General features: G+C 70.1%; 21 protein-coding genes, 3 tRNA genes and 1 pseudogene. 17 read left to right on the top strand and 8 right to left on the bottom strand.

The genetic code is table 11. The annotated features are described in order from the left end of the window. Window positions 1–22: 22 nt before the first annotated feature. From H7965_RS18090 to H7965_RS18080, 3 genes are all read left to right on the top strand, one after another. On the top strand, window positions 23–1,024 hold the full coding sequence (locus H7965_RS18090) for a Bug family tripartite tricarboxylate transporter substrate binding protein (RefSeq protein ID WP_186771987.1): 1,002 nt from the start codon (window positions 23–25) through the stop codon (window positions 1,022–1,024). A gap of 173 nt (window positions 1,025–1,197) precedes the next feature. After that, a complete protein-coding gene (locus H7965_RS18085) occupies window positions 1,198–1,659 on the top strand; it encodes a carboxymuconolactone decarboxylase family protein (protein WP_186771986.1) in 462 nt (153 codons plus the stop codon). Window positions 1,660–1,664: 5 nt separating this feature from the next. Beyond that, window positions 1,665–2,555: a sigma-70 family RNA polymerase sigma factor gene (locus H7965_RS18080; protein WP_229682653.1), complete on the top strand. Its 891-nt coding sequence runs from the start codon at window positions 1,665–1,667 to the stop codon at window positions 2,553–2,555. Here the strand turns inward: H7965_RS18080 and H7965_RS18075 are convergent. Next, window positions 2,498–3,152 (bottom strand): annotated as a pseudogene (locus tag H7965_RS18075) (tripartite tricarboxylate transporter substrate binding protein). The gene H7965_RS18080 and the pseudogene H7965_RS18075 sit on opposite strands and share 58 nt — an antisense overlap. Between H7965_RS18075 and H7965_RS31055 the strand changes: the two are divergent. Next, window positions 3,114–3,269: a hypothetical protein gene (locus H7965_RS31055; protein WP_229682654.1), complete on the top strand. Its 156-nt coding sequence runs from the start codon at window positions 3,114–3,116 to the stop codon at window positions 3,267–3,269. The pseudogene H7965_RS18075 and the gene H7965_RS31055 overlap by 39 nt on opposite strands. Before the next feature lie 168 nt (window positions 3,270–3,437). On the opposite strand, the gene H7965_RS18065 is transcribed toward H7965_RS31055, so the two are convergent. Then, complete coding sequence (locus tag H7965_RS18065) at window positions 3,438–4,259, bottom strand: amidohydrolase family protein (RefSeq protein WP_186771984.1); 822 nt, start codon at window positions 4,257–4,259, stop codon at window positions 3,438–3,440. 158 nt (window positions 4,260–4,417) lie between these two features. On the opposite strand from H7965_RS18065, the gene H7965_RS18060 reads away from it, so the two are divergent. Further along, the gene (locus H7965_RS18060; protein ID WP_186771983.1) at window positions 4,418–5,659 is read left to right on the top strand and encodes an NAD(P)/FAD-dependent oxidoreductase; all 1,242 of its coding nucleotides are present in this window, start codon (window positions 4,418–4,420) and stop codon (window positions 5,657–5,659) included. Between the two features lie 36 nt (window positions 5,660–5,695). Here H7965_RS18060 and H7965_RS18055 read toward each other — a convergent pair whose 3' ends face one another. The 3 genes from H7965_RS18055 to H7965_RS18045 form a co-directional block, all read right to left on the bottom strand. Next, a complete protein-coding gene (locus H7965_RS18055; protein WP_186771982.1) occupies window positions 5,696–8,053 on the bottom strand; it encodes a response regulator in 2,358 nt (785 codons plus the stop codon). A 533-nt stretch (window positions 8,054–8,586) separates the two neighbouring features. Then, entirely contained in the window at window positions 8,587–9,633 is a 1,047-nt protein-coding gene (locus H7965_RS18050; RefSeq protein WP_186771981.1) for a radical SAM protein, read from the bottom strand. A gap of 85 nt (window positions 9,634–9,718) precedes the next feature. Further along, window positions 9,719–9,994 carry a hypothetical protein gene (locus H7965_RS18045; protein ID WP_186771980.1) on the bottom strand — a complete coding sequence of 92 codons (276 nt, stop codon included), beginning with the start codon at window positions 9,992–9,994 and terminating at the stop codon, window positions 9,719–9,721. A 350-nt stretch (window positions 9,995–10,344) separates the two neighbouring features. Here H7965_RS18045 and H7965_RS18040 point away from each other — a divergent pair, with 350 nt between their 5' ends. From H7965_RS18040 to H7965_RS18025, 4 genes are all read left to right on the top strand, one after another. Continuing rightward, window positions 10,345–11,904: a DUF2491 family protein gene (locus H7965_RS18040; RefSeq protein WP_186771979.1), complete on the top strand. Its 1,560-nt coding sequence runs from the start codon at window positions 10,345–10,347 to the stop codon at window positions 11,902–11,904. Between the two features lie 16 nt (window positions 11,905–11,920). Further along, window positions 11,921–12,334, top strand: coding sequence for a DUF350 domain-containing protein (locus tag H7965_RS18035; protein ID WP_186771978.1), 414 nt, complete (start codon window positions 11,921–11,923; stop codon window positions 12,332–12,334). A gap of 67 nt (window positions 12,335–12,401) precedes the next feature. Then, window positions 12,402–13,214, top strand: a complete 813-nt coding sequence (locus H7965_RS18030) for a hypothetical protein (RefSeq protein WP_186771977.1) — start codon at window positions 12,402–12,404, stop codon at window positions 13,212–13,214. Window positions 13,215–13,350: 136 nt separating this feature from the next. Next, window positions 13,351–15,663, top strand: a complete 2,313-nt coding sequence (locus H7965_RS18025) for a xanthine dehydrogenase family protein molybdopterin-binding subunit (protein WP_229682655.1) — start codon at window positions 13,351–13,353, stop codon at window positions 15,661–15,663. A gap of 64 nt (window positions 15,664–15,727) precedes the next feature. Here the strand turns inward: H7965_RS18025 and H7965_RS18020 are convergent, their stop codons facing one another. Next, window positions 15,728–17,443, bottom strand: a complete 1,716-nt coding sequence (locus tag H7965_RS18020) for an N-acyl-D-amino-acid deacylase family protein (RefSeq protein WP_186771976.1) — start codon at window positions 17,441–17,443, stop codon at window positions 15,728–15,730. Window positions 17,444–17,701: 258 nt separating this feature from the next. Here H7965_RS18020 and H7965_RS18015 point away from each other — a divergent pair, with 258 nt between their 5' ends. Beyond that, a complete protein-coding gene (locus tag H7965_RS18015) occupies window positions 17,702–17,956 on the top strand; it encodes a hypothetical protein (RefSeq protein WP_186771975.1) in 255 nt (84 codons plus the stop codon). Between the two features lie 21 nt (window positions 17,957–17,977). On the opposite strand, the gene H7965_RS18010 is transcribed toward H7965_RS18015, so the two are convergent. After that, window positions 17,978–18,742, bottom strand: a complete 765-nt coding sequence (locus H7965_RS18010; RefSeq protein WP_186771974.1) for a 2-keto-4-pentenoate hydratase — start codon at window positions 18,740–18,742, stop codon at window positions 17,978–17,980. Between the two features lie 85 nt (window positions 18,743–18,827). Then, entirely contained in the window at window positions 18,828–19,634 is an 807-nt protein-coding gene (locus H7965_RS18005; protein WP_186771973.1) for a TrmH family RNA methyltransferase, read from the bottom strand. A gap of 179 nt (window positions 19,635–19,813) precedes the next feature. Here H7965_RS18005 and H7965_RS18000 point away from each other — a divergent pair. The 7 genes from H7965_RS18000 (at window position 19,814) to nusG (ending at window position 22,811) form a co-directional block, all read left to right on the top strand. Beyond that, window positions 19,814–19,896: transfer RNA gene (locus H7965_RS18000), tRNA-Tyr, on the top strand. Window positions 19,897–19,928: 32 nt separating this feature from the next. Further along, window positions 19,929–20,002, top strand: a tRNA-Gly gene (locus H7965_RS17995). 66 nt (window positions 20,003–20,068) lie between these two features. Continuing rightward, window positions 20,069–21,256, top strand: coding sequence for an elongation factor Tu (tuf, locus tag H7965_RS17990; RefSeq protein ID WP_186771960.1), 1,188 nt, complete (start codon window positions 20,069–20,071; stop codon window positions 21,254–21,256). Window positions 21,257–21,328: 72 nt separating this feature from the next. After that, complete coding sequence (locus H7965_RS17985) at window positions 21,329–21,814, top strand: RDD family protein (RefSeq protein ID WP_186771972.1); 486 nt, start codon at window positions 21,329–21,331, stop codon at window positions 21,812–21,814. Between the two features lie 33 nt (window positions 21,815–21,847). After that, window positions 21,848–21,924, top strand: a tRNA-Trp gene (locus tag H7965_RS17980). Window positions 21,925–22,065: 141 nt separating this feature from the next. Then, window positions 22,066–22,260, top strand: a complete 195-nt coding sequence (secE, locus tag H7965_RS17975; protein WP_186771971.1) for a preprotein translocase subunit SecE — start codon at window positions 22,066–22,068, stop codon at window positions 22,258–22,260. Between the two features lie 14 nt (window positions 22,261–22,274). After that, window positions 22,275–22,811, top strand: a complete 537-nt coding sequence (nusG, locus tag H7965_RS17970) for a transcription termination/antitermination protein NusG (protein WP_186771970.1) — start codon at window positions 22,275–22,277, stop codon at window positions 22,809–22,811. Window positions 22,812–22,926 lie beyond the last annotated feature (115 nt).

Genomic DNA, 22,926 nt, shown 5'->3' with positions numbered 1-22,926 from the left:
AAGAACTCAGGAAGGAACTCCGATGACTGAATGGAATGGCTCACAGGGGATGAGCCGGCGGAGCATGACCCTCGGCCTCGGCATGGCCGCATCGGCCCTCGCCCGGCCGGGCTACGGGGCCGCGCAGAGCTATCCCACGCGGCCGATCCGCCTGGTGGTGTCGTTTCCGCCTGGCGGGTCGACCGACATCTACGCCCGCATCCTGGCGACCAAGCTGTCGGAACGCCTCGGGCAGAACGTGGTGGTCGACAACCGCCCCGGCGGAGGCGGGGCGATCGCGGCTGCGGCGGTGATCCGCGCCGAACCCGATGGCCATACCATCATGTACACCACCAGCTCACTGGCCATCCTGCCGAACCTGACGCCGACGCCTGGCTTCGATGTCTGCAAGGATCTGGTCCCTGTTGTCCTGATCTACGAAGCGCCGCAACTGGTCGTCGCGGCACGCGAACTTGCTTCGGTCTCCATTGCCGAGCTGATCGCCGCCGCCAAAGCGGCGCCGGGCAAGATCAATGTGGCGCATGCCGGCAATGGTTCGACCAGCCATCTGGTGGCGGCGAAGTTCATCGCCACCGCAGGGATCGATGCCGTGCTCGTGCCCTATTCCGGCACGGCCGGTGCGCTGACCGCCTTGCTGCGCAATGAAGCCGCGGTGGCATTCGACGCGATCAACACCGGCGGGGTGTTCACGCGGGAAGGCAAGCTGCGGCCGATGGCGGTCACCACCACCCACCGTGCCTCGGCAATGCCGGAGGTCCCGACCATCGCCGAGAGCGGACTGCCCGGGTTCGAGGCGGTGTTCTGGAACGGTGTCTTTGCCCCCGCAGGGACCTCCGTGGAGATCGTCAGGCAGCTGAATGCCGCATGTCAGGAGGCGCTGCGGCAGCCGGATGTCATCGCGCGGATCCGCGAACTGGGCACCGCCCCCGCCGGCGGCCCGCCCGAGGTGCTGGCGCGCCGCTTCGAGGCGGATTTCGAGGGCTGGGGCAGGGTGATCCGCGAAATGAAGCTGCGCAGCGACTGAGCTGGCGCGGGCTGGGGCCGCGGCACTGGCGCGTGGCGCTGGTGCCGCTCCGGCCTCATATTCTCGTGGTCACCATGGCAGGCCAGGGTGTTCGGAAAAAATTCGTTCGCCCGGTCACACCCGGTGGCCCTGCCTCGTCCTATGGCCGACATCCCTGTGGAAGGACAGTCGCCATGACACCCCGCCTCGACTATTTCGCCGCCGCGCCCAAGCTCCTGCAGGCCATGGTCCAGTTGGAGAAGGCCGTCGTCTCCAGCGGCCTGGAGCACAGCCTGATCGAGCTGGTGAAGACCCGCGCCTCCCAGATCAACGGCTGCGCCTTCTGCATCGACATGCACACCCGCGATGCCCGCAAGGCCGGCGAGACCGAAGCCCGGCTCTACCTGCTCAACGCCTGGCGCGAGGCGCCGCACTACACCCCGCGGGAGCGCGCCGCCCTGGCTTGGACGGAGGCCCTCACGCTTGTCGCCGCCACCCATGCGCCGGACGCCGACTACGCTGCCTTGCAGCCGCATTTCGATGAGGCGGAAATCGTGCAGCTCACCATGCTGATCGTCACCATCAACGCCTGGAACCGGCTGGCCATCGGCTTCCGCGCAGTGCCCGCCGTGGCCGCGACGCCGGCGGCGGCCTGACCCGGGTGGGCGAGCCCGATACCCTGGCGGACTTCATACCGCTCCGTGCCGAGCTGATCGGGCTCGCCTACCGCATGACGGGGTCCTTCGCGACCGCCGAGGACATCGCCCAGGACGCCTTCCTGCGCTGGAACGCCACCGACCGCAGCCGCATCGAGGTGCCGCGCGCCTGGCTGCTGAAGGTCGCTGCCCGACTCAGCCTGGATCATCTGAAATCCGCCCGGCACCGCCGCGAGCAATATGTCGGCCCCTGGCTGCCCGAGCCGGTGCTGGACGAGGCGGAGCCACCGCAGCAGGTGCGGCATGAACAGGCGCAGGACCTGTCCGTCGCCTTCCTGCTCACCTTGCAGCGGCTGTCGCCGGTCGAGCGCGCCGTCTTCATCCTGCATGACCTGTTCGAGACGCCATTCGCCGAGATCGCCAGCCTGCTCGGCCGCAACGAGGTCGCCTGCCGCAAGCTCGCCAGCCGCGCCCGCGCCCGGCTGGGCGATGCCACGCCGCGCCAGGCGGTGCCGGATGGCGAGGCGCGCCGCATCGCCCGCGCCTTCCTGGCCGCCTCCCGCAACGGCGACGAGGCGGCGCTGCGCGCATTGCTGGCGCAGGATGTCGTGCTGCACACCGACGGCGGCGGCATCCGCTCCGCCGCGCTCAACCCGATCAGCGGCGCGGCGAAGGTCGGACGGTTCTTCGCCGGCCTCGCCCGCAAGCGCACGACGCCGCCGGCCCCGCTGCTCCACCTCGGCCGGATCAACAGCCTGCCCGGCTATGTCACGCTGGAGCCGGATGGCCTGCCGCAGACCACCGCGCTGGACATCCAGGATGGCCGCGTGGTGGCGATCTATATCGTCCGCAACCCGGAGAAGCTCACGGCGGTCCGGGCCGGGCTCCGCGGCTGAAGCGCGCTGATCCGGACGGTTCGCCTTCTCTCGCACCGCCCCCAGACCGCCATCTGCTGGGAGAGGAATGCCGTGAACTCCGCTGGCCCAAGCGGGTCGAGATCCACGCCGATGAAAGTAAGCCGTTCGCGCACCACGGGAATCTGCAGCGTCTGCCGCAGCGCTGCTTCCATCCGCGCCAGCACCGCTGGCGCGAGCCCGGCGGGGCCGACCAGGCCCCCGAAGGCACGTGCGTCGACACCAGGGATGCCGCTTTCCGCCAGGGTCGGCACCTCGGTGCAGCGCGGCGACCGCGTGGGCCCGGTCTGCACGATCGGGATCAGTGTGCCGCTGGCATAATGCGCATTGAAGATGGTCTGGATGGCGACGGAAAGGTCGATTTCCCCGGCCACCGCCACGATACGGCACATGGGTCAGGCTGAAGCCACCGACCTGCTGCACCAGGGAGAAGGCGAGATGCGCCAGGGTGCCGCTGCCGGTGGTCCCGAAGGTGATGGCATCCGGCCGTGCCCGCGCTGATTCGATCACCGCCGGCAGGCTGCGCCAGGAGCGCGACCTGTGCACATTGACGAGCATGGGCGCCGTGCCGATCAGCATCACCGGCTGGAAGTCGAGCTGCGTGCCATAGCCGAGGTTCGGGATCAGCGCCTGGTTCACCGCAGCCCCTGCAAGTGGAAGGCGGTCATCGAGGTCAACGACATCCGCGCGGAGTGATACCGGGCGCGCATGGCGCCCGGCGGGCGTCATAACAGCGGCATGAATCCTCCATTCATGCCGAACGCCCGAAGGGGGCGTCTTGCCGCGTGACGCGCAGCCAGGGTTTGCGGAGCAAGCCGCCCGGTGGTCGGGGCGGTTGATCATCACGATCAACCGCCCTGCGCTTCAGTCGAAGCGGAGCGGCCAGTCGATCCACGCGCAAAGCGCGCGGCCCATGACGAGTTCCAGGTCCCGACCCTTCAGCCAGGGCAATTCCTCGGTGAAGAATGTGACGCACTGGCGGTAGCTGCACGGCATGCGGGTGATGTCGGTGCCCCAGAACATGCGGTGCGGGCCGAAGGCGTCGAAGATGCGCTGCAACCCGTCATGCAGGTTCCGGTACGGGTAGGGCTGCGTCGAGTAATGCGGCGCGCCGGTTGCCTTCACCGCGACATTCGGCAACTTCGCCAGCGCCACCAATTCATCCAGATGGGCGAAGGCCCCGGCATCCTGCGCGGTGCGTACCAGTCCGCAATGGTCGAGGACGAGCTTAAGCCGGGGATGCGCCTCGGCGATCCGGCGGAACTCCGGCAGGAACAGCCCGCCCATGGTGGAGACGACCAGCCCCTCGCGCTCCGCCGCCGGCCATAGCCAGTCGAGCGTGCCGTCGCGCAGCCAGACCTGCTCCTCGGGCGAGAGCAATGCCCAGCGCAGGCCCATCATGCCGGGCTGGTTCCGCCAGCCGTGGATCAGCCCGCGGTTCTCCGGCCTGTTGACCGGGAACTGCCCCATCACCGCGAAGCGGTCGGGGTATGTCTGCGCCGCCGCCAGCGCCAGGGCATTCGAATTGGGATCCCAGCTGGATGGCGGGTGAATCAGGGCGGCATCGACGCCGGCCACATCCATCTCCGCCAACGCCTCCTCCGCGGTAAAGGACGCAACCTTGCGATGCAGGCCCGAGGGCTTGCCGCTGGACCAGATATGGATCTGCGCATCGACGATCTTCACGCCGGCTTCCTCCTTTGCCGCCACAGGCGGCGATCCGGGTCAATCTCCCGCATCCGAATTCGCTCCACAAGCTGCCGGCCATTCGATGGCGGCAGCGCATTGCTGATCGGGGGCCGGCGCCGCAGAATGGGCGGCCAGATCAGCAAGGGAATGCGTGGATGCCGCGGTCGGCGATCGTGCTCGGCGCCGGGATGGTGGGGGTTTCGGTGGCGCTGCACCTGCGGCGGCGCGGCTATGACGTCGTGCTGGTGGACCGCCAAGGGCCGGGGGAGGGTGCCTCCTTCGGCAACGGCGGGCTGATCCAGCGCGAGGCGGTGCACCCCCACCCGTTTCCCCGGGCGGTCGCGGAGCTTCTGCGCATCGCGCGCAATCGGGCGATCGACGTCTACTACCACCCGCTGGCCCTGCCGGGTTTCGCCTCACCGCTGCTGCGCTACTGGTGGCATTCGGAACCGGCCCGCTACCTCCGCACCGCGGAGGCCTATGCGCGGCTCATCGTCACCTGCATCGATGAGCACCTGGCGATCGCCCGCGGCACGGACGCGATGGATCTGCTGCGGCCGATCGGCTGGATGCGGCTGTTCAGCGATCCGCGGATGCTGGAAGAGACGCTGGCGCGGGCCGAAGTGGCGCGCCGGGAACATGGGGTCAATTTCGCCGCGCTGGACGGAGCGGGCCTGGCGGCGGCGGAGCCGCATCTGCTGGTGTCACGGGCCGGCGCCATCCACTGGACCGATCCGCTTTCGGTCAGCGATCCGCATGCGCTGACCCTCAGCTACGCGCGGCTGTTCACCGAGGCAGGCGGCAGCCTCGCCATCGGCGATGCCACCAGCCTGCAGCCTGCCGGTGCCGGCTGGCGCGTGCAGACCTCGGCCGGCCCGGTCGGGGCGGCGGAGGTGGTCATCGCGCTCGGCGCCGCATCCGCCCGGGTGACCGTGCCGCTCGGCTATGCGCCGCCGCTGTTCGGCAAGCGCGGTTACCACATGCATTACGGGCTGCGCGGCAATGCGGTGCTGCACCGTCCGGTGCTCGATACCGACAGCGGCTTCCTGCTGGCACCGATGCGTGCCGGCGTCCGCCTGACCACCGGCGCGGAATTCGCCCATGCCGAGGCGCCGCCAAGCCCGATCCAGCTGGAGCGTGCGGAGCCGGTGGCGCGCGGCCTGCTGCCCCTGATGGATCGGCTGGACAACGCCCCCTGGATGGGCGTGCGGCCCTGCACCCCGGACATGCTGCCCATCATCGGCCGGATGCCGGGCCGGAACGGCGCCTGGTGCGCCTTCGGCCACGCCCATCAGGGCCTGACCCTCGGCCCCACCACCGGGCGCCTGCTGGCGGAGTTGATGACGGGCGAGACCCCCTTCGTCAGCCCGGAACCCTACCAGCCGGCGCGCTTCTGAGGCGGGCTGCATTCAGACCCGAATGCAGCCACCGCCTCACCCGCCGGCCTCCTGCATGTCCTGCGCGGTACCGATCAGCGCGGCGACATGGTCCAGCAGATTGGCGCTGGTCAGCGGCTTCCGCAACAGGGTGAAGCTGCCGCCGACGGCGGAGCCCATGGCCAGCGTCGCCGCATCGCCGGCATAGCCGGTCACCAGGATCGCCGGCAGGCCGGGCTGGCGGCGCTGCGCCTCGGCGATCAGCCCGACACCATCGAGCCCTGGCATGGCCAGGTCGGTGACCAGCAGGTCGAAGGGGCCAGCGCGGTCGAGCATCTCCAGCGCCGCCGAGCCGTCCGCGGCCTCGGCCACCTCATACCCCTCGTCCAGCAGATCCGCCGCCAGGACCTCGCGCACGATCCGCTCGTCATCCGCCAGCAGCACGCGGAGCCGCCGGTTCCGGCAGGGGAGGCGCTCGACCGGCTCTTCGGATGCCGGGACCGCGCCGTCGCCCGCCCTGCTGCCTGCCACCGGCAGCCACAACGACACCTTGGTGCCGCGGCCCAGTTCGGTGGCGATCGCCAGCTTGCCGCCGGACCCCTGGGCGAAGCTACGGGCCATGGCCAAGCCGAGGCCGGTGCCCTGGCCGAGCGGCTTGGTGGTGAAGAACGGCTCGGTGGCCCGCGCCAGTGTCGCCTCGCTCATCCCCTCGCCGGTGTCGGCGACGGCGAGGTGCACATAGGTGCCGGGCGCCAGGCCAGCCGGATCGGTGCCCTCGGCGACCTGCTCGACGCCGGCTGAGAGGGTAAGCGTGCCGCCGCGGGGCATGGCGTCGCGGGCGTTGGTCGCGAGGTTGACCAGCACGGTCTCCAGCTGCCCGCGGTCGGCGATGACGGGGGGCAGCTCTGGTGCGGTCTCGACCTCGACCTTGATCCTGCCGCCGAGCGTGGCGGCCAGGACCTCGTGCAGCCCGCCGAGCAGCGTGCCGGCATCAAGGATGTCGGCACGCAGCTCCTCACGCCGCGAGAAGGCAAGCAACCGCCGGGTGACCGACTCGCCGCGCCGGGCGGCCTCCTCGACCATGTCGGCAAGCCGCTGCACCGCCATGGCATCCCCGGCGCGCCGACGGATCACCGCCGCTCCGCCAAGGACGGCCTGGAGGACGTTGTTGAAATCATGCGCTATGCCGCCGGCAAGCTGCCCCACCGCCTGCACCTTCTGCGCCTGCAGCAGCGCCGCCTCGGTGTTCCGGCGCTCGGAGATCTCCGCCTGCAGCCGGGTATTGGCCAGCATCAGCTCCCGGGTGCGCTCGGCCACCCGGGCTTCCTGGGTTTCGGCATAGCCCCGCATCTCGTCGTCGCGCCGCTGCAACGCCTCGGCCATCTCGTTGAAGGCGGCGGCGAGCAGGCCGAATTCCGAGCGCCGGTCGGATTCAGGCGCCCGCGCTGCCAGATCGCCCTGGCGCCACCGCCGGGCGACGGCCAGCAGCGCCGCGGTCGGCCGGGCGATGAAGCGACGTCCCACGAGCAGGGTGATGCCGCAAGTCGCCAGGGTGACCAGTGCAAGCAGCAGGGCGCTCCACCACAGGGTCCGCTCCATGTCGCCCATCAGCTCCGGCTCGTGGAAGCCGACCACCGCGGCAAGGTGGTGGTTCGCCGCGGTTGGCGGGGTATAGCCGACCAGCCGGTCGGTCCCGTCGATGCTGCGGATGCGGATGATGCCAGGCGTGGTGGCCTGCACCAGGGACATTGCCGCCGGCGGAAACTGCCGGCCGACGAACTCCTCATGCCGGATGTCGCGACCCAGGATGACGCCTCCGGCATCGGCCACGGTCAGCACGCCATTGGTGAGGATTGGCGAGCCGGGTCGCTTCAGCCGCCGCAACTGCCCCTCTAGCCAGGAGAGGTCGAGTGCGGCAACCAGCGTGCCCTGCTCCATCGCCTCGCCGGCCGCGAGCGGCATGTAGAAGGGCACGAAGCCATTCGGGTAACGCGCCGAGCGGGCGAAGCGGCCGGCGGTGAAGCCCTGCGCCTCGCGGGCGCTGGCGCTCCAGGCCGAATGGTCGGCGCCGTCGAGCAGGGCCTCGTCCGAGGCGCAGCGGATCCGGCCAGCGGCATCGACCGCGGCGACGAAGACGAAGCCCGGGGCATGGTGCTGAAGGCTGGCGAGGCGGGCCCCGCAATCGCTGCCGAAGGTGCGGATCTGGCGGAACTCGGTCGCCGCGCCGAGCAGGATGCGGGCCGCCTGGGCGATGCCGTCCACATTGCCGGCGAGCAGCTGCGCCTGATGGATGGCAAGCTCATCGAGCTGCGCCTTGCGCTCCGCCCACTGGCTCCAGCTGACGGCGACCTGGAGTCCGATGATTGGCAGCAGGCAGGTCGCGATGATCAGCAGAATCCGGGTGGAGACCCGCATGCTGGACGCGGATCCGCGCCTGCGGCGTGTCTCCGCCCGCTGGCCGTCCGGTGGGCGATGGCCCAGCCCGGGGGCCACTCTGTCCTGAAACATGCTGCCGGCGCCCCTATCTCTACGGTAGAGTAAGCCCGTCCTGGGCTGCGTTTCGATTTCCCTGGGTGCTGCCAATCCCCTGCCGGGAGGGTCGAATGCTCGTTGCGCATGCTTATACCGCATCAGGGCGCGACCGCAGCACTCTGTTGAATGCTAGCGGAGCTTTCTGACTTTCTCGCGAGAAGCTTCAGGATGCGTGGATTGGCAATCTGATTATTGCGATTTGTTAAATATTATCGTGAATGGCAGCCAAGCAGTCTCCCGTACAAGGTTCCGGCAGCAGCCTAATGACGACCTCAGCGCAGCATAGGATTGACACGAGGTGGCACCAAGTTGTTGAACTTGGCGCTGATTACAACCAAGCCAAGCTCCGGCGCAGGGGAAGTTTGATCGCTCCCTCTGGCTGACGATGCCGAGCCGTGACACCGCCCCATAGCGGGTCAGGCGGCGTTCCAGGCAAGGCTCGGGGCATTGTGAACCGCCGCCGCGGTCCGCCGCACCTCGTCGGCCCAGCTCAGCAACGGCGGCGCCCCGGGTGCGAAGGCCTGCCCGGCCACGCGACGAAGCAGCGCCTGGAACCGCCCGGCACCACCCGAGCTGATCCAGTGATCGGCCATGGCCGACAGCGCCATGTTGCCGAGGGTGCCGATGGCATGGCCGCGCGCGAAGCCATGCGCCAGCGGCACCACCGTGCCATCCGTTTCGATGACCAGCGGCGAGACCAGATCGGCGAGTGACGCGCCTGGCGCCGCAGCCGCGCCACTCGGCACCTGCAGCCAGGGCATGTAATCGACGATCACGCGCAGCCGTCCAGCGTGGCGGTCGCGCGCCGCAACCGCGCAGCGCGCGGCCTGCACCGCCAGGCCGATGTCGGGCGTGGCCAGCTCGGGCGGCGCCGCGGCGTCGCCATGGCCGGCGGCGCGCCCCACCTCGCTCAGCGGATGGATCTGCAGCGCCGCAGCCCCCTGGGCTGCGGCAAAGTCGACAACCCAGTCGAGATGCCGGGCGCTGGCCTGGGTCAGGGTGAAGAGGAAGCCGAACGGAATGCCGGAGTCACGTAGCGCGGCGAGCCGTTCGGCCATGGCCGCGAAGGCGCCCGGGCGCGCACGCATCCGGTCATGAGCCTCCTGCGGGCCGTCGAGGCTCACCGCGATGAAGGAGAGGATTCCGCGCAGCGGCTCAAGGCGGCGGTGGTCCAGCAGCATGCCATTCGTCGTGATGGCCGTCGCCAGGCCCTGCCGCCGGGCATGGCCGAGGATCTGCGCCAGCGGCCGGTACAGCATCGGCTCGCCCCCCGATACCGCCAGCATGCCGTAGCCGAGCGCCGCCGCATCGGTGATCGCATCGCAGACCAGCCCTTCCGGCAACGCGTCCCGGAATTCGGGGCCTGACGATGAATAGCAGTGCAGGCATCTGAGGTTGCAGCGACGGGTGACATGGATCTGCAGCACGCGTGGCGCGGCAATGCTGCGGGGCGGCTTGCTCATCATCATCTTCCTTCCACCACCAGTCAGGCACGGGGGCGGGGGCCCTCCGCCCAAGTGGGAGGGCCCGCGCCGGGCGGCTGCAACTTCAGCCGAACAGGCTGATGTCGTGGGCGAGATCCGGGGCAGGAATCCCATCAATGATCGGGCCAGGGTGGAAGATGTCCACCTTCATCAGCTCGACCACCGCGGCATGTTTCGGGATGAGGCCGGTCACCAACTCGGGCCACGGCATGCCGTTGTCGATGGGGTCGCCGAGGAAGATGCCTGTGGTGGACAGCTCGGCGACCTCCGCCTGGGTGGCGGTGGCGCTGACGAGGCTGGCGGATGACAGTGCGGCTTCGGCGAAGCGGAAGGTGGGCATTGGGTCGGTCTCCCAGGTTGGGATTGCTGGAATGCCCGCGGGGGTTGATCGGCGGGCATGGTCAGCTTCGTATTGCCAAGCCGGTGGTGATGTGCCCTGCGGCACATCGCGCGCTGCCTGTCGTGCTGACCCGACGCATGGGTTCATAAGGCGGACGCACGAGTTCGTGAGCGATGCCGTCCTCGCAACGGAGCGCGGCTGCGGCTAGATCGGCTGATGCGCGCCGGCCGGGCAGTCCCGCATCGGACGGCACCACCCGGCCAACGGAACGGAGCCAGCGACGCGCCGTTGAACGGCGACTGTGCCGCGGCCTCGCAGGGCGCCGGCTTATGCCTAGGATGGAACCCCGCATGCCGAGGCGTCTCCGCGCCTGCCTGTTCAGCCTGCTGCTGCTGCACGCCGGTGCCGCCTGGCCGCTTGGTGCGATGCTGGCCGCCGGCACGGCGACCGAGGCCCTGGCCCAGGCGCGTTCGAGTGGCGGCTATTCCCGCCCGCGCGCCGGCTACGGCCGCACGCCGTCCTTCGGCGGTCCGCGCGTGGCGCCGCGGACACCCTCCACGAGCGGCGGCTATGGCCGCCCTGGCTCACCAGCGCCAAGCTACTCGCGGCGCCCGTCGGTGAACCCGTCCGTCCCGCGCGGATCGGCCTGGGACCGGAGCTATTCGCAGGAACGCTCGGCGGAGGCGCTGAACCGGATGCGCCGACAGCAGGAGCAGGCGCGCCAACCGCCGCTGTCGCCCAACCCGGATCCCGGCTGGTGGCGGCGCGGCGGCACAGCGCCGGTCGGCCGGAACGGCGGCTGGTACGGCGACCGGGGCTGGTCACCCGGCGGCCTGCCGGGGCTCGGCAACCGCAGCTTCGGTCTCTGGAGCGGCGTCTTTCTCGGTTACCTGCTGAGCAACCTCGGCCGTGCCGGCGCGGTGGATTTCTTCCACAATCACCAGGACGATCCGGGCTACCGCCAATGGCGGGCCGAGGCGGAGCGGCAGGCGCAGGAGAATGCCGAGCTTCGCCAGCGCCTGGATGAGCTCGACCGACGCCTCGCCGAGCGGCAGGACCAGCCGCGCGACCCGAACTACCTGCCGCCTGGCGTGCCGGCCGAGGTCGCGCTGGCGCCGCGCGCCGATGCCCGCACCCCGTCCCTGGAGGACAGCGGCCCATCGCCGCTGCTCTGGCTGCTGATCCTCGGCGGCGGTGGCGCCTTCGTCCTCCTGGCCCTGCGCCGCCGTCGGGCTGCATCATCGGCGCAACCCGCGGCGCCGGGCCGCCGCATGCCGGATATCGGCGCGCGATCCGACTTCAGCGCGGCACCCCGCTTCCGGGTGGGCATGACCCTGACCTGCGACCCCACGCCCTTCCTGCTCGCCGGCAATGCGCTGAAGGTGCCGCCGCCAGCCTTCGCCGAGGCCGACCCGCGGGTCAGCGTGCAGGCCGTCGGCCGGATCCGCGAGGGCGCCGACGAGCTGACCCGGCTCTACCTGCCGGATGGGCGCGGCCTGTTCCAGATTCATCTGGATGCGGAGGGCCAGTTCGGCGAATGCCGCTACTTCGCCACCATCGATGAAGTGACGCCGGCCGATACGGCGGAATGGGGCGCCTGGCTGGATCCGCAGCAGGGGATGATCGGCTGGCCGGAATTCCAGACCAAGGATGGCAAGCTCTACACCCGGCTCTGGGCGCCTGGACCCAACCCGGTGCCGCCGCGCAGCATGGTCGAGACCATCGAGGGCCTGGCCGGCACCCAGGAGGTGCGAATCCAGGCGATGCTCTACGCCGCTCCAACCGGTGCCGCCGCGCCAGCGCCGGAGACCGAATACATCCTGGCCTCCGCGCTGGAGGCCGGCGCCCGCGCCTGGGTCGAGATCCGCGCCGGCATCGACATCAACCCGGCCTCGCTCTCCCTGGCCTGACCCGGAAGGATTTGCCTTGGACAGCATCCTAGAAACCCTCTCGATCGGCCTTCCCGTCCTGGTGCTGCAAGCCGGCGTCACCCTGGCGCTGCTGGCGATCGGGGTCGGCTGCTACATGGCGCTGACGCCCTTCCACGAGATGCGGCTGGTGCGGCAGGGCAATGTCGCCGGCGGCATCGTGCTGACCGGCTCGATCGTGGCGCTCGCCATTCCGCTGGCCGCAACCCTGGCGACCAGCTTGCTGACGCTCGACATCCTGCTCTGGGGCGTGGTGGCGGTGGTGCTGCAACTGCTGGCCTTCGGCGTCACCGCGGCGCTGTTCCGGCCACTGCGACGGATGATCGAGGAGGGCAATGCCGCCGCCGCCAGCGTGGTCGCCGGCATTCAGATCGCCGTGGCGCTGATCAATGCCGGCGCCATGGCGGGCTGAGCGTGCACCGGCATCGAGGACATCGCTCCGGCCGGCGAGGCCGGATCAGAAACAGGGAGACGCGATCATGATTTCGTTCATCCGCAACCTCGTCGGCGTGAAGACGGACCAGGCGGTCCAGGGCGCGGTGGAGGCGCTGGTCCGCTGGGACCCCAAGGCGGCGACCGAGGCCGAGCTGCGCACCATGGAGCAGCATCTGGACCAGCTCGGCCGCCGGGTCGCCGAGGCCCGCCAGGCCTTCGACCGGGAGCGCAGGGAGGCCGACGCCATCGTCCAGCTGTCGCAGCAGCGCATGGCGGCGGCGGAGCAATTGCACGCCCGCATCCAGGCGGAGGCCGATGCGGCGACCAAGGCCGGGCTCGAGCGCAGCCTCACGACCTTGGTCGGCATGCTGGAGCAGATGGCGCCGGAGGTGGAGCGGGAGAAGCAGGATGCCGAGGATGCCGGCAGCTTCCTGCAGATGCTGGAGGACACCTATGCCCAGGCCGGCCAGAAGCTGAAATCGGCCCGCGACGCGCTGAACCGGGCGCAGCGGGACATGGGCAGGGCCGAGCAGCAGCGGGACATGGCGGAGCGCCGGGCCGAGGCGGCGCGCCAGGCGGCTGGCCTCTCCGGCGCCACCAGCGGACTGTCGGTTGCCCTGAAGGCCATGCAGGACAATGCCGCGCGTAACCTGGCCGCGGCGGAGGCCGCCAATGCCAAGGCGCGGCTGCTGCACCAGACGAAGCCAGAACAGGATGATCCCAATATCGCGGCGGCGATGGCGGCTGCCTCCGGCGCGCGTCCGGCGCCGACCAGCCTGGCCGATCGGCTGGCTGCCCTGCGGCAGAACCAGCTCGCCGGCCCGCCGCGCCAACTGGGGGCGCCGGGGCCGCGCTGACGCTTGCCACGGCGGGTGTGCCACCGGCGGCACACCCGTGCCCTTGCCACCAGCTCCGCCGGCGGTTCAGATCCCCACCGGACCGGCGCCGTCTCGGCTGTCCCGGTCGGCAGGCGTTTGAGGAGCAGGGCATATCGTGACAGGCACCAATTTCGGCCGGTTCGGCAGCGGTCAGGCGGTGCGGCGGATCGAGGACCGGCCGCTGGTCAGCGGCGCCGGCCGGTTCACCGACGATGAATCCCTCCACGGCGAGATCCATCTCGTATTCCTGCGCTCGCCGCATGCGCATGCCCGGATCGTCTCCATCGACACCGCGGCGGCGCTGGCGCTGCCCGGCGTGGTCGCGGTGCTGACCGGCGAGGATCTCGAAGCCGCCGGGTTGCGGCGGCTTGGGGTCGCGCTGCCCTTCAAAAAGCCGGACGGCTCGCCGCTTGCGGCGCCGGCGCGGCCGGTGCTGGCGGTCGGCACGGTCGGCTTCGCCGGCGAGGCGGTCGCGGCGATCATCGCCGAAAGCGTCGGCATCGCCCGCGACGCCGCCGATCTGGTCGAGGTGGAGTACGAGGAGCTGCCGGCGGTGATCGGCCTGGCTGCGGCCGCCGCGCCGGACGCGCCGCAGGTCTGGCCGCAGGGCAATGTGGTGGCCGAGACCCGCTATGGCGACCGCGCCGCGGCCGAGGCCGCTTTCGCCGAGGCGGCGCATGTCGTCGGCCTCGACCTCACCAACCAGCGGCTGGCGCCGGTCTCGATGGAGCCGCGCGTGGTGCTCGCCGCTTACGATGCCGCCAGCGACCGCATCACCCTGCGGATGAGCACGCAGATGCCCTCCGGCGCGCGCGACCAGCTCTGCAACGAGGTGCTGGGACTCCCGACAGAGAAGGTGCGGGTGCTGGTCGGCGATGTCGGCGGCGGCTTCGGGATGAAGACCGGGCTCTACCCGGAGGATGCGGTGGTGGCCTTCGCCGCGCGGAAGCTTGGCCGGCCGGTGAAATGGGCGGCGACACGGGTGGAGGATTTCCTCTCCGCGCTGCATGGCCGCGACACCGAAAGCAAGGTCGAGATGGCGCTCGATGCCGATGGCCGGGTGCTGGCGCTGCGGGTACGGACGCTGGCCAATATGGGCGCCTATACCCGCGCCGCCGGCGTCGCCATCCAGCTGCTGATCGGCCCCTGGGTCTCGACCAGTGTCTACGACATCGGCTGCATCGACTTCCAGTTCACCGCCCTGCTGACCAACACCGCGCCGACCGGCCCCTATCGGGGCGCCGGCCGGCCGGAGGCGATCTACATCATCGAGCGGCTGATGGATGCCGCCGCACGCAAGCTCGGCCTTGATCCGGCCGAGCTGCGGCGGCGCAACCTGATCGACCCGGCGCGCATGCCCTACACCAATGCCATGGGCCAGACCTACGACAGCGGCCGGTTCGAGCAGGTGATGGACCAGGGGCTGAAGCTGGCGGATTGGGACGGCTTCGCCGCGCGTGCCGCCGAGACCGCGAAGTCCGGGAAGCTGCGCGGGCGGGGGATCGCCACCTTCCTCGAATGGACCGGCGGCAATGTCTTCGAGGAGCGGGTCACCGTTGCGGTGAAGGGCGATGGCGAGATCGAGATCTACGCCACCACCCAGGCGATGGGGCAGGGGATCGCCACCTCCTACGCCCAGCTCGCGGTCGATGTCTTCGGCGTGCCGCTGGAGCGCATCCGCATCGTGCTCGGCGACAGCGACCGCGGCAGCGGCTTCGGCAGCGCCGGCTCCCGGTCGCTGTTCACCGCCGGCTCGGCGGTGAAGGTGGCATCGGACAAGACGGTTGCCACCGCCAAGGAGCTGGCGGCCGAGGCGCTGGAGGCAGCAGCCGTGGACCTGGAATATACCGAGGGCGCCTTCCGCATCGCCGGCACCGACCGGGCGGTCGGCTTGTTCGAGCTGGCGGCGCGGCAGCCCGAGGGGCGCATCTTCATCGACAGCACCAGCAGCGTCTCCGGCCCTACCTGGCCGAATGGCTGCCATATCTGCGAGGTGGAGATCGACCCCGACACCGGGGAGATCGGGATCGCTTCCTACGTCTCGGTCAACGACGCAGGGCGGGTGGTGAATCCGCTGATCGTCGAGGGCCAGATCGCCGGCGGCGCGGCCCAAGGGCTGGGCCAGGCGCTGTTCGAGGCGGTGGTCTACGACCTGGAGAGCGGCCAGCCGCTGAGCGCCAGCTTCATGGACTATGCCATGCCGCGCGCCGACATGGTGGCCGCCTACACCACGGCGCTGGACCAGAGCATCCCCTGCCAGACCAACCCGCTGGGGGTGAAGGGGGTGGGCGAGCTGGGCACCATCGGCGCGACGCCCGCACTGGTGAATGCGGTGGCGGATGCGCTGGCGCGTGGCGGCAAGACCGCGGCGGCCGACCGGCTGCAGATGCCGCTGACGCCGCCGCGGGTCTGGGCGGCGCTGCAATAGCGAGAGGGGCTCCGCCCCTCTCGCCCTCACCAAGGGCCCCACAGGGCCCTTGGAACCCGGTAGCTTATTTGCCGGCGCGGACGAGCCTGCCCGGCAAGGCTCCCGTGTGCTCGCCATTCTCGAAGACGGGCACGCCGGAGACGAAGGTCGCCTTGTAGCCCTCCGCCTGCTGCACGAGGCGGCGGCCGCCGGCCGGCAGATCGTACACCACCTCGGGCTTCTGCACCCGCAGATGGTTGAAGTCGAGGACGTTCACATCGGCCTTTTTGCCGACCTCCAGCACGCCGCGGTCGTTCAGGCCGAAGAAGCGTGCCGTCTCGCTGGTCTGCCGCTTCACCACGAATTCCAGCGGCAGGCGCGGGCCGCGGCTGCGGTCTCGCACCCAGTGGATCAGCATCCAGGTCGGCATGCCGGCATCGAGGATGGAGGAGCAATGCGCCCCGCCATCGGAGAGGCCCAGCACCGTCGCGTCATCCGTCAGCATGCTGCGCGTCACCTCAAGGTCGGCGACGTTGTAGCCGGTGACGGGGAAGAAGATCAGGTTGGCCGGATCCTCGGCGATGTAGTCATAGGCCACCTCATCCGGCGTCCGGCCTTCCCGCTGCGCGACCGCCGCGATGCTCTCGCTTTCCGCCGGCTCGTAATTCGGCGGGTTGCCCAGCTTGAACATGCGGTGCCAGCGGCGGACGATGTGCTGGCGGAACTGGCTGAGGCGGTTCAGCAACTCCTCGGAGGGCGTATCCGCCAGCACTTCCGCCCGCACCGCCGGGTCGCGCAGCCGCTGCATCCGTTCGGCGATCGGCAGGGCCAGCAGCCGCTGGTAGCTGGGCCGGATGCTGAAGGGATTCAGCGCGGTATCGGCGCCCAGCATCACGCCCACCGGCCGGCCCGGGACCTGGGCCGTCACCATGGCGCCGGCGGCACGGGCGGCGCGCACGCCATCCATCAGCCGCTTCCAGCGCTGGTCATCGGTCGGCCGGTCGGTCAGCAGGAACCAGACGGGACGGCCCGTCTCCTTGCCGAGCTGCGTCATCCAGGCGAGCTCGCTCTCCTCGATGTCGAAGTCGCTGTTCATGCCAAAGGCGCCGTAGCCGACCTTGCCCAGCGCCCGGCCGATGCCCATCAGCTCCTCGATCTCGGAATAGCGGCTGGGCACCATGCCGCCGGTCGGGGTCTTGTGGCTGTTGGTGCGGCTGGTGGTGAAGCCGAAAGCGCCGGCCTTCATGCCCTCCAGCGTCAGGCGGTGCATCTCGGCGATGTCGTCGGCGGTCGCGGCCTCGAGGTTCAGGGCGCGCTCGCCCATCACATAGACCCGCAGCGGGTGGTGCGGGATCTGCGCGCCGATGTCGATGGTGCGCTGCATGCCGTCGAGCGCGTCAAGATAATCGGGGAAGCTCTCCCAATTCCACTTGAGGCCCTCGGCCAGGGCGATGCCCGGGATCTCCTCGATCGACTCCATCAGGCCGATAAGCTGGCTATGGTCCTTCCGCCGCACCGGGGCGAAGCCGACGCCGCAATTGCCGAACAGGATGGTGGTGACGCCATGCCAGGAGGAGGGCGCGAGCATCGGGTCCCAGGTGGCCTGCCCATCGTAATGGGTGTGGGCATCGACCCAGCCCGGGGTGACCAGCAGCCCGGCGGCGTCGATCTCGCGCTTGCCCGGTCCGGCCTTGCCGCCGACCTGGGCGATGCGGTCGCCATCCAGCGCCACATCGCCGGTGAAGCTCGGTTTGCCTGTTCCGTCAACGATCGTGCCGCCTCGGATCACCGTCGTATGCATCGGGAAATTTCCTCCTGTTGCTTGCTTCAAGGGCCGTTCATCGGGGAAGCAGCATCGCGCCAGGCGTCGATTGAAAGCCCCGCCGCCCGGCTGGTCAAGCGACCGATCAATCCTTGTGCAATGTCGCAGTGTTGTGCACTGCACGGTGAGGTTTTATCCACCATGCTCTCGCAACAATGACGTTGCCGGCGGCTGCGAGAGGCCGGCTCCGGTGGCATGCGGCAATTCGGCCGCGCCGGGCGTCAGGAGGGTTGCGGCGTGGGCAAGCGCGTGATCGCGGCGAGACACCCGGATGCCAGGCGCGAGAGCTTCTTTTTTCTCGGCTACCGGAACGACCCGCTACGGTCCCCTCCGCGCTGGACCAGGGACCGCTACCGCGCCCGCTGGCTCGACCCCGATGAGGCCGAGGTGGAGGTGGCGCTGCTCGCGCTGCAATGCTTCAGCCATCGCATCATCTCCGAGCCGCTGGATGCCGCGCCGGCCGACCCGCCGCAGCGGCGGCCGGGTCGCTGAGCCAAGGCCGGTTCGGTGCCGTCAGACGAAGCGTAGGCGGGCCGTGCCGAGCCTGTCGAACACCGCCTCCACCAGCCCTGGCCCCTCCAGCCAGATCGGCGGGGTGACCGAGCCGAGCCAGACCACCTGTCCGGCCCGCAGCCCGCCGAACACCGCCGCCGCGCCGGACCCCGCCAGCCAGGCCAGCGCCTCCATCGGATGGCCGAGCAGGTCGCGGCCATGGCCCGAGGCCACCAGCTTGCCGCCAATGTGGAACTCGCCCCGCGCCGCGCCGAGGTCGAGCGCGCGCCAATCCGCCACCGGCGCGCCGATGACGCCGGAAGCGTGGAACACCTGATCGGCGATCAGGGTCGGCGTGTGCAGCCGGCTCATGTCGCCGTAGCGGCGCTCGACGATCTCGATGGCGGGAAAGACCTCGGCAACCGCGGCCGCCGCCTGCTCCCGCGTCGTCGGACCGGCCGGCAGGTCGCAACCGAGGCGGAGGCCGATCTCGCATTCAACGCCGGGGTTGCGGAACTCGGCGAAGCGGAATTCGGTGCCGCTGGGGTTGATGCTGGCCTGCGGCACGAAGCCGGCGGCCGGGCCCGAAAGTCCCAGGATACGCTGCATCTGCTGCGTCGTCGCGCCGATCTTGAAGCCGGCGGGCGGGATGGCGCCCCGGGCGGCGGCGACCTCGTGCTGCACGGCGTAGCCTTCCTCTGGCGTCCGCGGCGCGGCATCGCAGAGCGGGGCGAGGTCGCGCTTTTCCCGCCAGGCGGCGAGGATGGCATCGGCGGCTGCGGACATGGCGTTTCCTCCGGCTGGGGCCTGATTTGCCGAGGGCTGAAGCAATCTGGCTCCAGCCGCGTTGGTCGGTCGTGCGATTCGCGCTCTACCGGCGGCCCAGCTCGTACAGCGCGACGGCGGCGGCGGCCGAGACGTTCAGGCTTTCCATTTCGGGCGAGATCGGCAGCCGGGCGAGCTCGTCGCAATTCTCCCGGGTCAGCCGGCGCATGCCCTCGCCCTCGGCGCCCAGCACCAGCGCCACCCGCCGCCCGGCAAGGCCGGCCTGGGCCAGGGTGGTCGGCGCCGCGCCATCAAGGCCCACCACCCAGAGCCCGGCCTTCTTCAGCGCGTCCAGCGCGCGGGACAGGTTCACCTCCCGCACCACCGGCACGATCTCCAGCGCGCCGGAGGCGGCGCGGGCCAGCGCGCCGGTTTCCGGCGGCGCATGGCGGTCCTGCATGACCAGCGCGGCGGCGCCGAAGGCGGCGGCGGAGCGCAGGATGGCGCCGACGTTGCGCGGATCGGTCACCTGGTCGAGCACCAGCACCGGCCCCGCGCCATGCGCCAGGGCGCGGTCGAGCGGCAGGTTGGGCAAGGGCTCGGCCAGCAGGGCGGCGCCCTGGTGGACCGAATCCTCGGGCAGGAAGCTGGCGAAGCGGGCGCGCTCGACCCGTTCCGGGGCAATGCGCCAGGGCTGCGGCAGGCGGGCGGCGAGCGCCGCCCCGGCCTCCTCGGTCACCAGCAGGCGCTTCAGCCGGCGGGCCGGGTTGGCCAGCGCCGCGGCGACGGGGTGAAGGCCATGCAGCCACAGGGCGCCGTCGCGCGGCGCGGGCTCGGGGCGGCCGCCGTCCGACGGGGCGGCGGAATGACGTGGGTTGGGGCGCGCGGCGCGGCGCGGCGGGGGGTGGCGCATGCGCCGCAGGATGCCGCCCGGGGCAGGGACGCGCCAGGGGGCAGTGGTGCCGGGGACCCCGCCGCCGGCCCGGATGGGCAGGAATTGGCGCGGATGCGTCCCGAAGTGGCGCCGGTGCGTTGACGAGGGACGGGAAACCGGATAGTGCGCGGCCTCTCGCCGGCCCGGCTTCGGCCTGTGGAGGGGTGCCCGAGTGGCTAAAGGGGACGGACTGTAAATCCGTTGGCTTGCGCCTACGTTGGTTCGAATCCAACCCCCTCCATTTCTCCGGCCGGCGGGCAAGACGATGCACTGGCGGGTGTAGCTCAATGGTAGAGCCCCAGCCTTCCAAGCTGGTTATGCGGGTTCGATTCCCGTCACCCGCTCCACGCGGGCGCGGGCCACGCGCGCACGGCAGGGGCATTCACGGGCTCGGTGGAACGGGATAGCAGACAATGGCGAAGGCGAAATTCGAGCGGAACAAGCCGCACTGCAACATCGGCACGATCGGGCACGTTGACCATGGGAAGACGTCGCTGACGGCGGCGATCACCAAGGTGTTGGCGAAGACCGGTGGTGCGACGTTCACGGCGTACGACCAGATTGACAAGGCGCCGGAGGAGAAGGCGCGGGGGATCACGATCTCGACGGCGCATGTCGAGTACGAGACGGTGAACCGGCACTACGCGCATGTGGACTGCCCTGGCCACGCCGACTACGTGAAGAACATGATCACCGGCGCGGCGCAGATGGACGGCGCGATCCTGGTGGTGTCGGCGGCGGACGGCCCGATGCCGCAGACGCGGGAGCACATCCTGCTGGCGCGGCAGGTTGGCGTGCCGGCGCTGGTGGTGTTCCTGAACAAGGTGGACATGGCGGACCCGGACCTGCTGGAGCTGGTGGAGATGGAGGTGCGCGAGCTGCTGTCCTCCTACCAGTTCCCGGGGGACGACATCCCGATCATCCACGGCTCGGCGCTGATGGCGCTGGAGGACAAGCGTCCGGAGATCGGCGAGCAGGCGGTGCTGAAGCTGATGGCGGCGGTGGATGAGTACATCCCGCAGCCGGTTCGGGCGACCGACCGTCCGTTCCTGATGCCGGTGGAGGATGTGTTCAGCATCTCCGGCCGCGGCACGGTGGTGACCGGGCGGGTCGAGCGTGGCGTGATCAAGGTGGGCGAGGAAGTCGAGATCGTCGGCCTGAAGCCGACGGTGAAGACGGTGGTGACCGGGGTCGAGATGTTCCGCAAGCTGCTGGACAGCGGGCAGGCGGGCGACAACATCGGCGCGCTGCTGCGCGGCACCAAGCGCGAGGATGTCGAGCGCGGCCAGGTGCTGGCGGCGCCGGGCAGCATCACGCCGCACACCGGGTTCAAGGCCGAGGCCTACATCCTGACCAAGGAGGAAGGCGGCCGGCACACGCCGTTCTTCACCAACTACCGGCCGCAGTTCTACTTCCGGACCACCGACGTGACCGGGATAGTGAAGCTGCCGGACGGGGTGGAGATGGTGATGCCGGGCGACAACGTGACGATGGACGTCGAGCTGATCGCGCCCATCGCCATGGATGAGGGGCTGCGGTTCGCCATCCGTGAGGGTGGCCGCACCGTCGGCGCCGGCGTCGTCGCGCAGATCGTGAAGTAGAGTCGGCCATAGGGCTGGGTTCAAGGGCGGGCCACCGGGCGGTGGCCCGCCCTTTCTCGTTCGGGGACAGGAATGCAGGGCTTCGGAGGGCGCCCGGCGGATTCGCCGGGTATGGTGCTGGCGGGATTCTGGCGGCGCGTGCTGGCGCAGGTCATCGACATCGTCTGGATGCTGCCGCTGTCCCTGGCGCTGGGCTTCCTTGGCCTGTTGCTGCGCGGCGGCGATCCCGACGGCTCGGCGCTGTCGGAGTTGCTGCAGAGCCTGATCGTCGCCCTGGTGGTGCTGATCTTCTGGGTCGAGCGGCAGGCGACTCCGGGCAAATGGGTGCTCGGCCTGCGCATCGTCGCGGCGGAGGATGGCGGCCAGGTGCCGATCGGCCGGCTGGTGGCGCGCTACCTGGGCTATATCCTCTCCTCCATCCCCTTCGGCCTCGGCTTCCTTTGGGCGCTGTGGGATACCCGGCGACAGACTTGGCATGACAAGCTGGCCCGGACCCTGGTGGTGCGGGACCTGCCACCGGGAATGCCACCCCCGCCCTCGACACCGCCCTTCGGCTGACCTATACGCCTCGCCTCGCACGTGAGCGCGTGCAGGGGCGTAGCTCAATTGGCTAGAGCGCCGGTCTCCAAAACCGGAGGTTGGGGGTTCGAGACCCTCCGCCCCTGCCACCTGCACCGTGCCATCTCCCCGGATCATCTTCCGTGGTGGGCTTCCATGGGTGGCCCGGGGCGTGTAGTGGCCATGTGGGTGGCGGCCAGTCCGGCCTGCCGCCCGCGCAGCATTTCACCGCAGCCCGAGGATCGACCGAGTTGGCCAAGCTGGATCCCGCGCAGTATGTCCGGGACGTGCGGACGGAGGTGGCGAAGGTCACCTGGCCGACCCGCAAGGAGACGCTCATCACGACCGGGCTGGTGCTCGCCATGTCGGCGCTGGCGGCAGTCTTCTTCCTGGTCGTCGACCAGCTGATCGCGCTCGGCATGCGCGGCGTCTTCGGGCTCGGGTAGAGGGTATCGCAGTGATGGCCGAAAAGCGCTGGTACGTGGTGCACGTCTACTCGGGCTTCGAGAAGAAGATTGCGCAGCAGATCAAGGAACAGGCTGCGCAGAAGGGTCTGGCCGACGCCTTCGACGAGATCCTGGTGCCTTCCGAGGAGGTGACCGAGGTCCGTCGTGGCCAGAAGGTCAATTCTGAACGCAAATTCTTCCCCGGCTACGTGCTGGTGAAGATGGAGATGTCGGACGACGCCTGGCATCTGGTGAAGGACACACCGAAGGTCACCGGCTTCCTCGGCGCCCGCAACAAGCCGAGCCCGATCACCGAGGCCGAGGCCATCCGCATCGTCAACCAAGTACGGGAAGGCGTGGACAAGCCGCGCAAGCCCGCCGTGGTGTTCGAGGTCGGCGAGCAGGTGCGGGTGGCCGATGGCCCCTTCACCAGCTTCATGGGCACGGTCGAGGAGGTCGACGAGGAGCGCGGCCGGGTCAAGGTCAGCGTCTCCATCTTCGGCCGCTCCACCCCGGTGGAGCTGGAATACAGCCAGGTCGAGAAGGTCTGATACCCGGCGACCTCTTTTGTCTCGAACGGCGTTGCGCATCGGGACGGTGAGCCCCCGCTGCGCTCCGTTCCTGTCGCGGTCCGCACTCTGCCGAACGGCAAACTAGGCGCGGCCG

Origin of the sequence: Siccirubricoccus deserti (assembly GCF_014283215.1) — a bacterium.
Classification (GTDB): domain Bacteria; phylum Pseudomonadota; class Alphaproteobacteria; order Acetobacterales; family Acetobacteraceae; genus Siccirubricoccus; species Siccirubricoccus deserti.
This window is presented reverse-complemented; position numbering and strand designations above follow the sequence as displayed.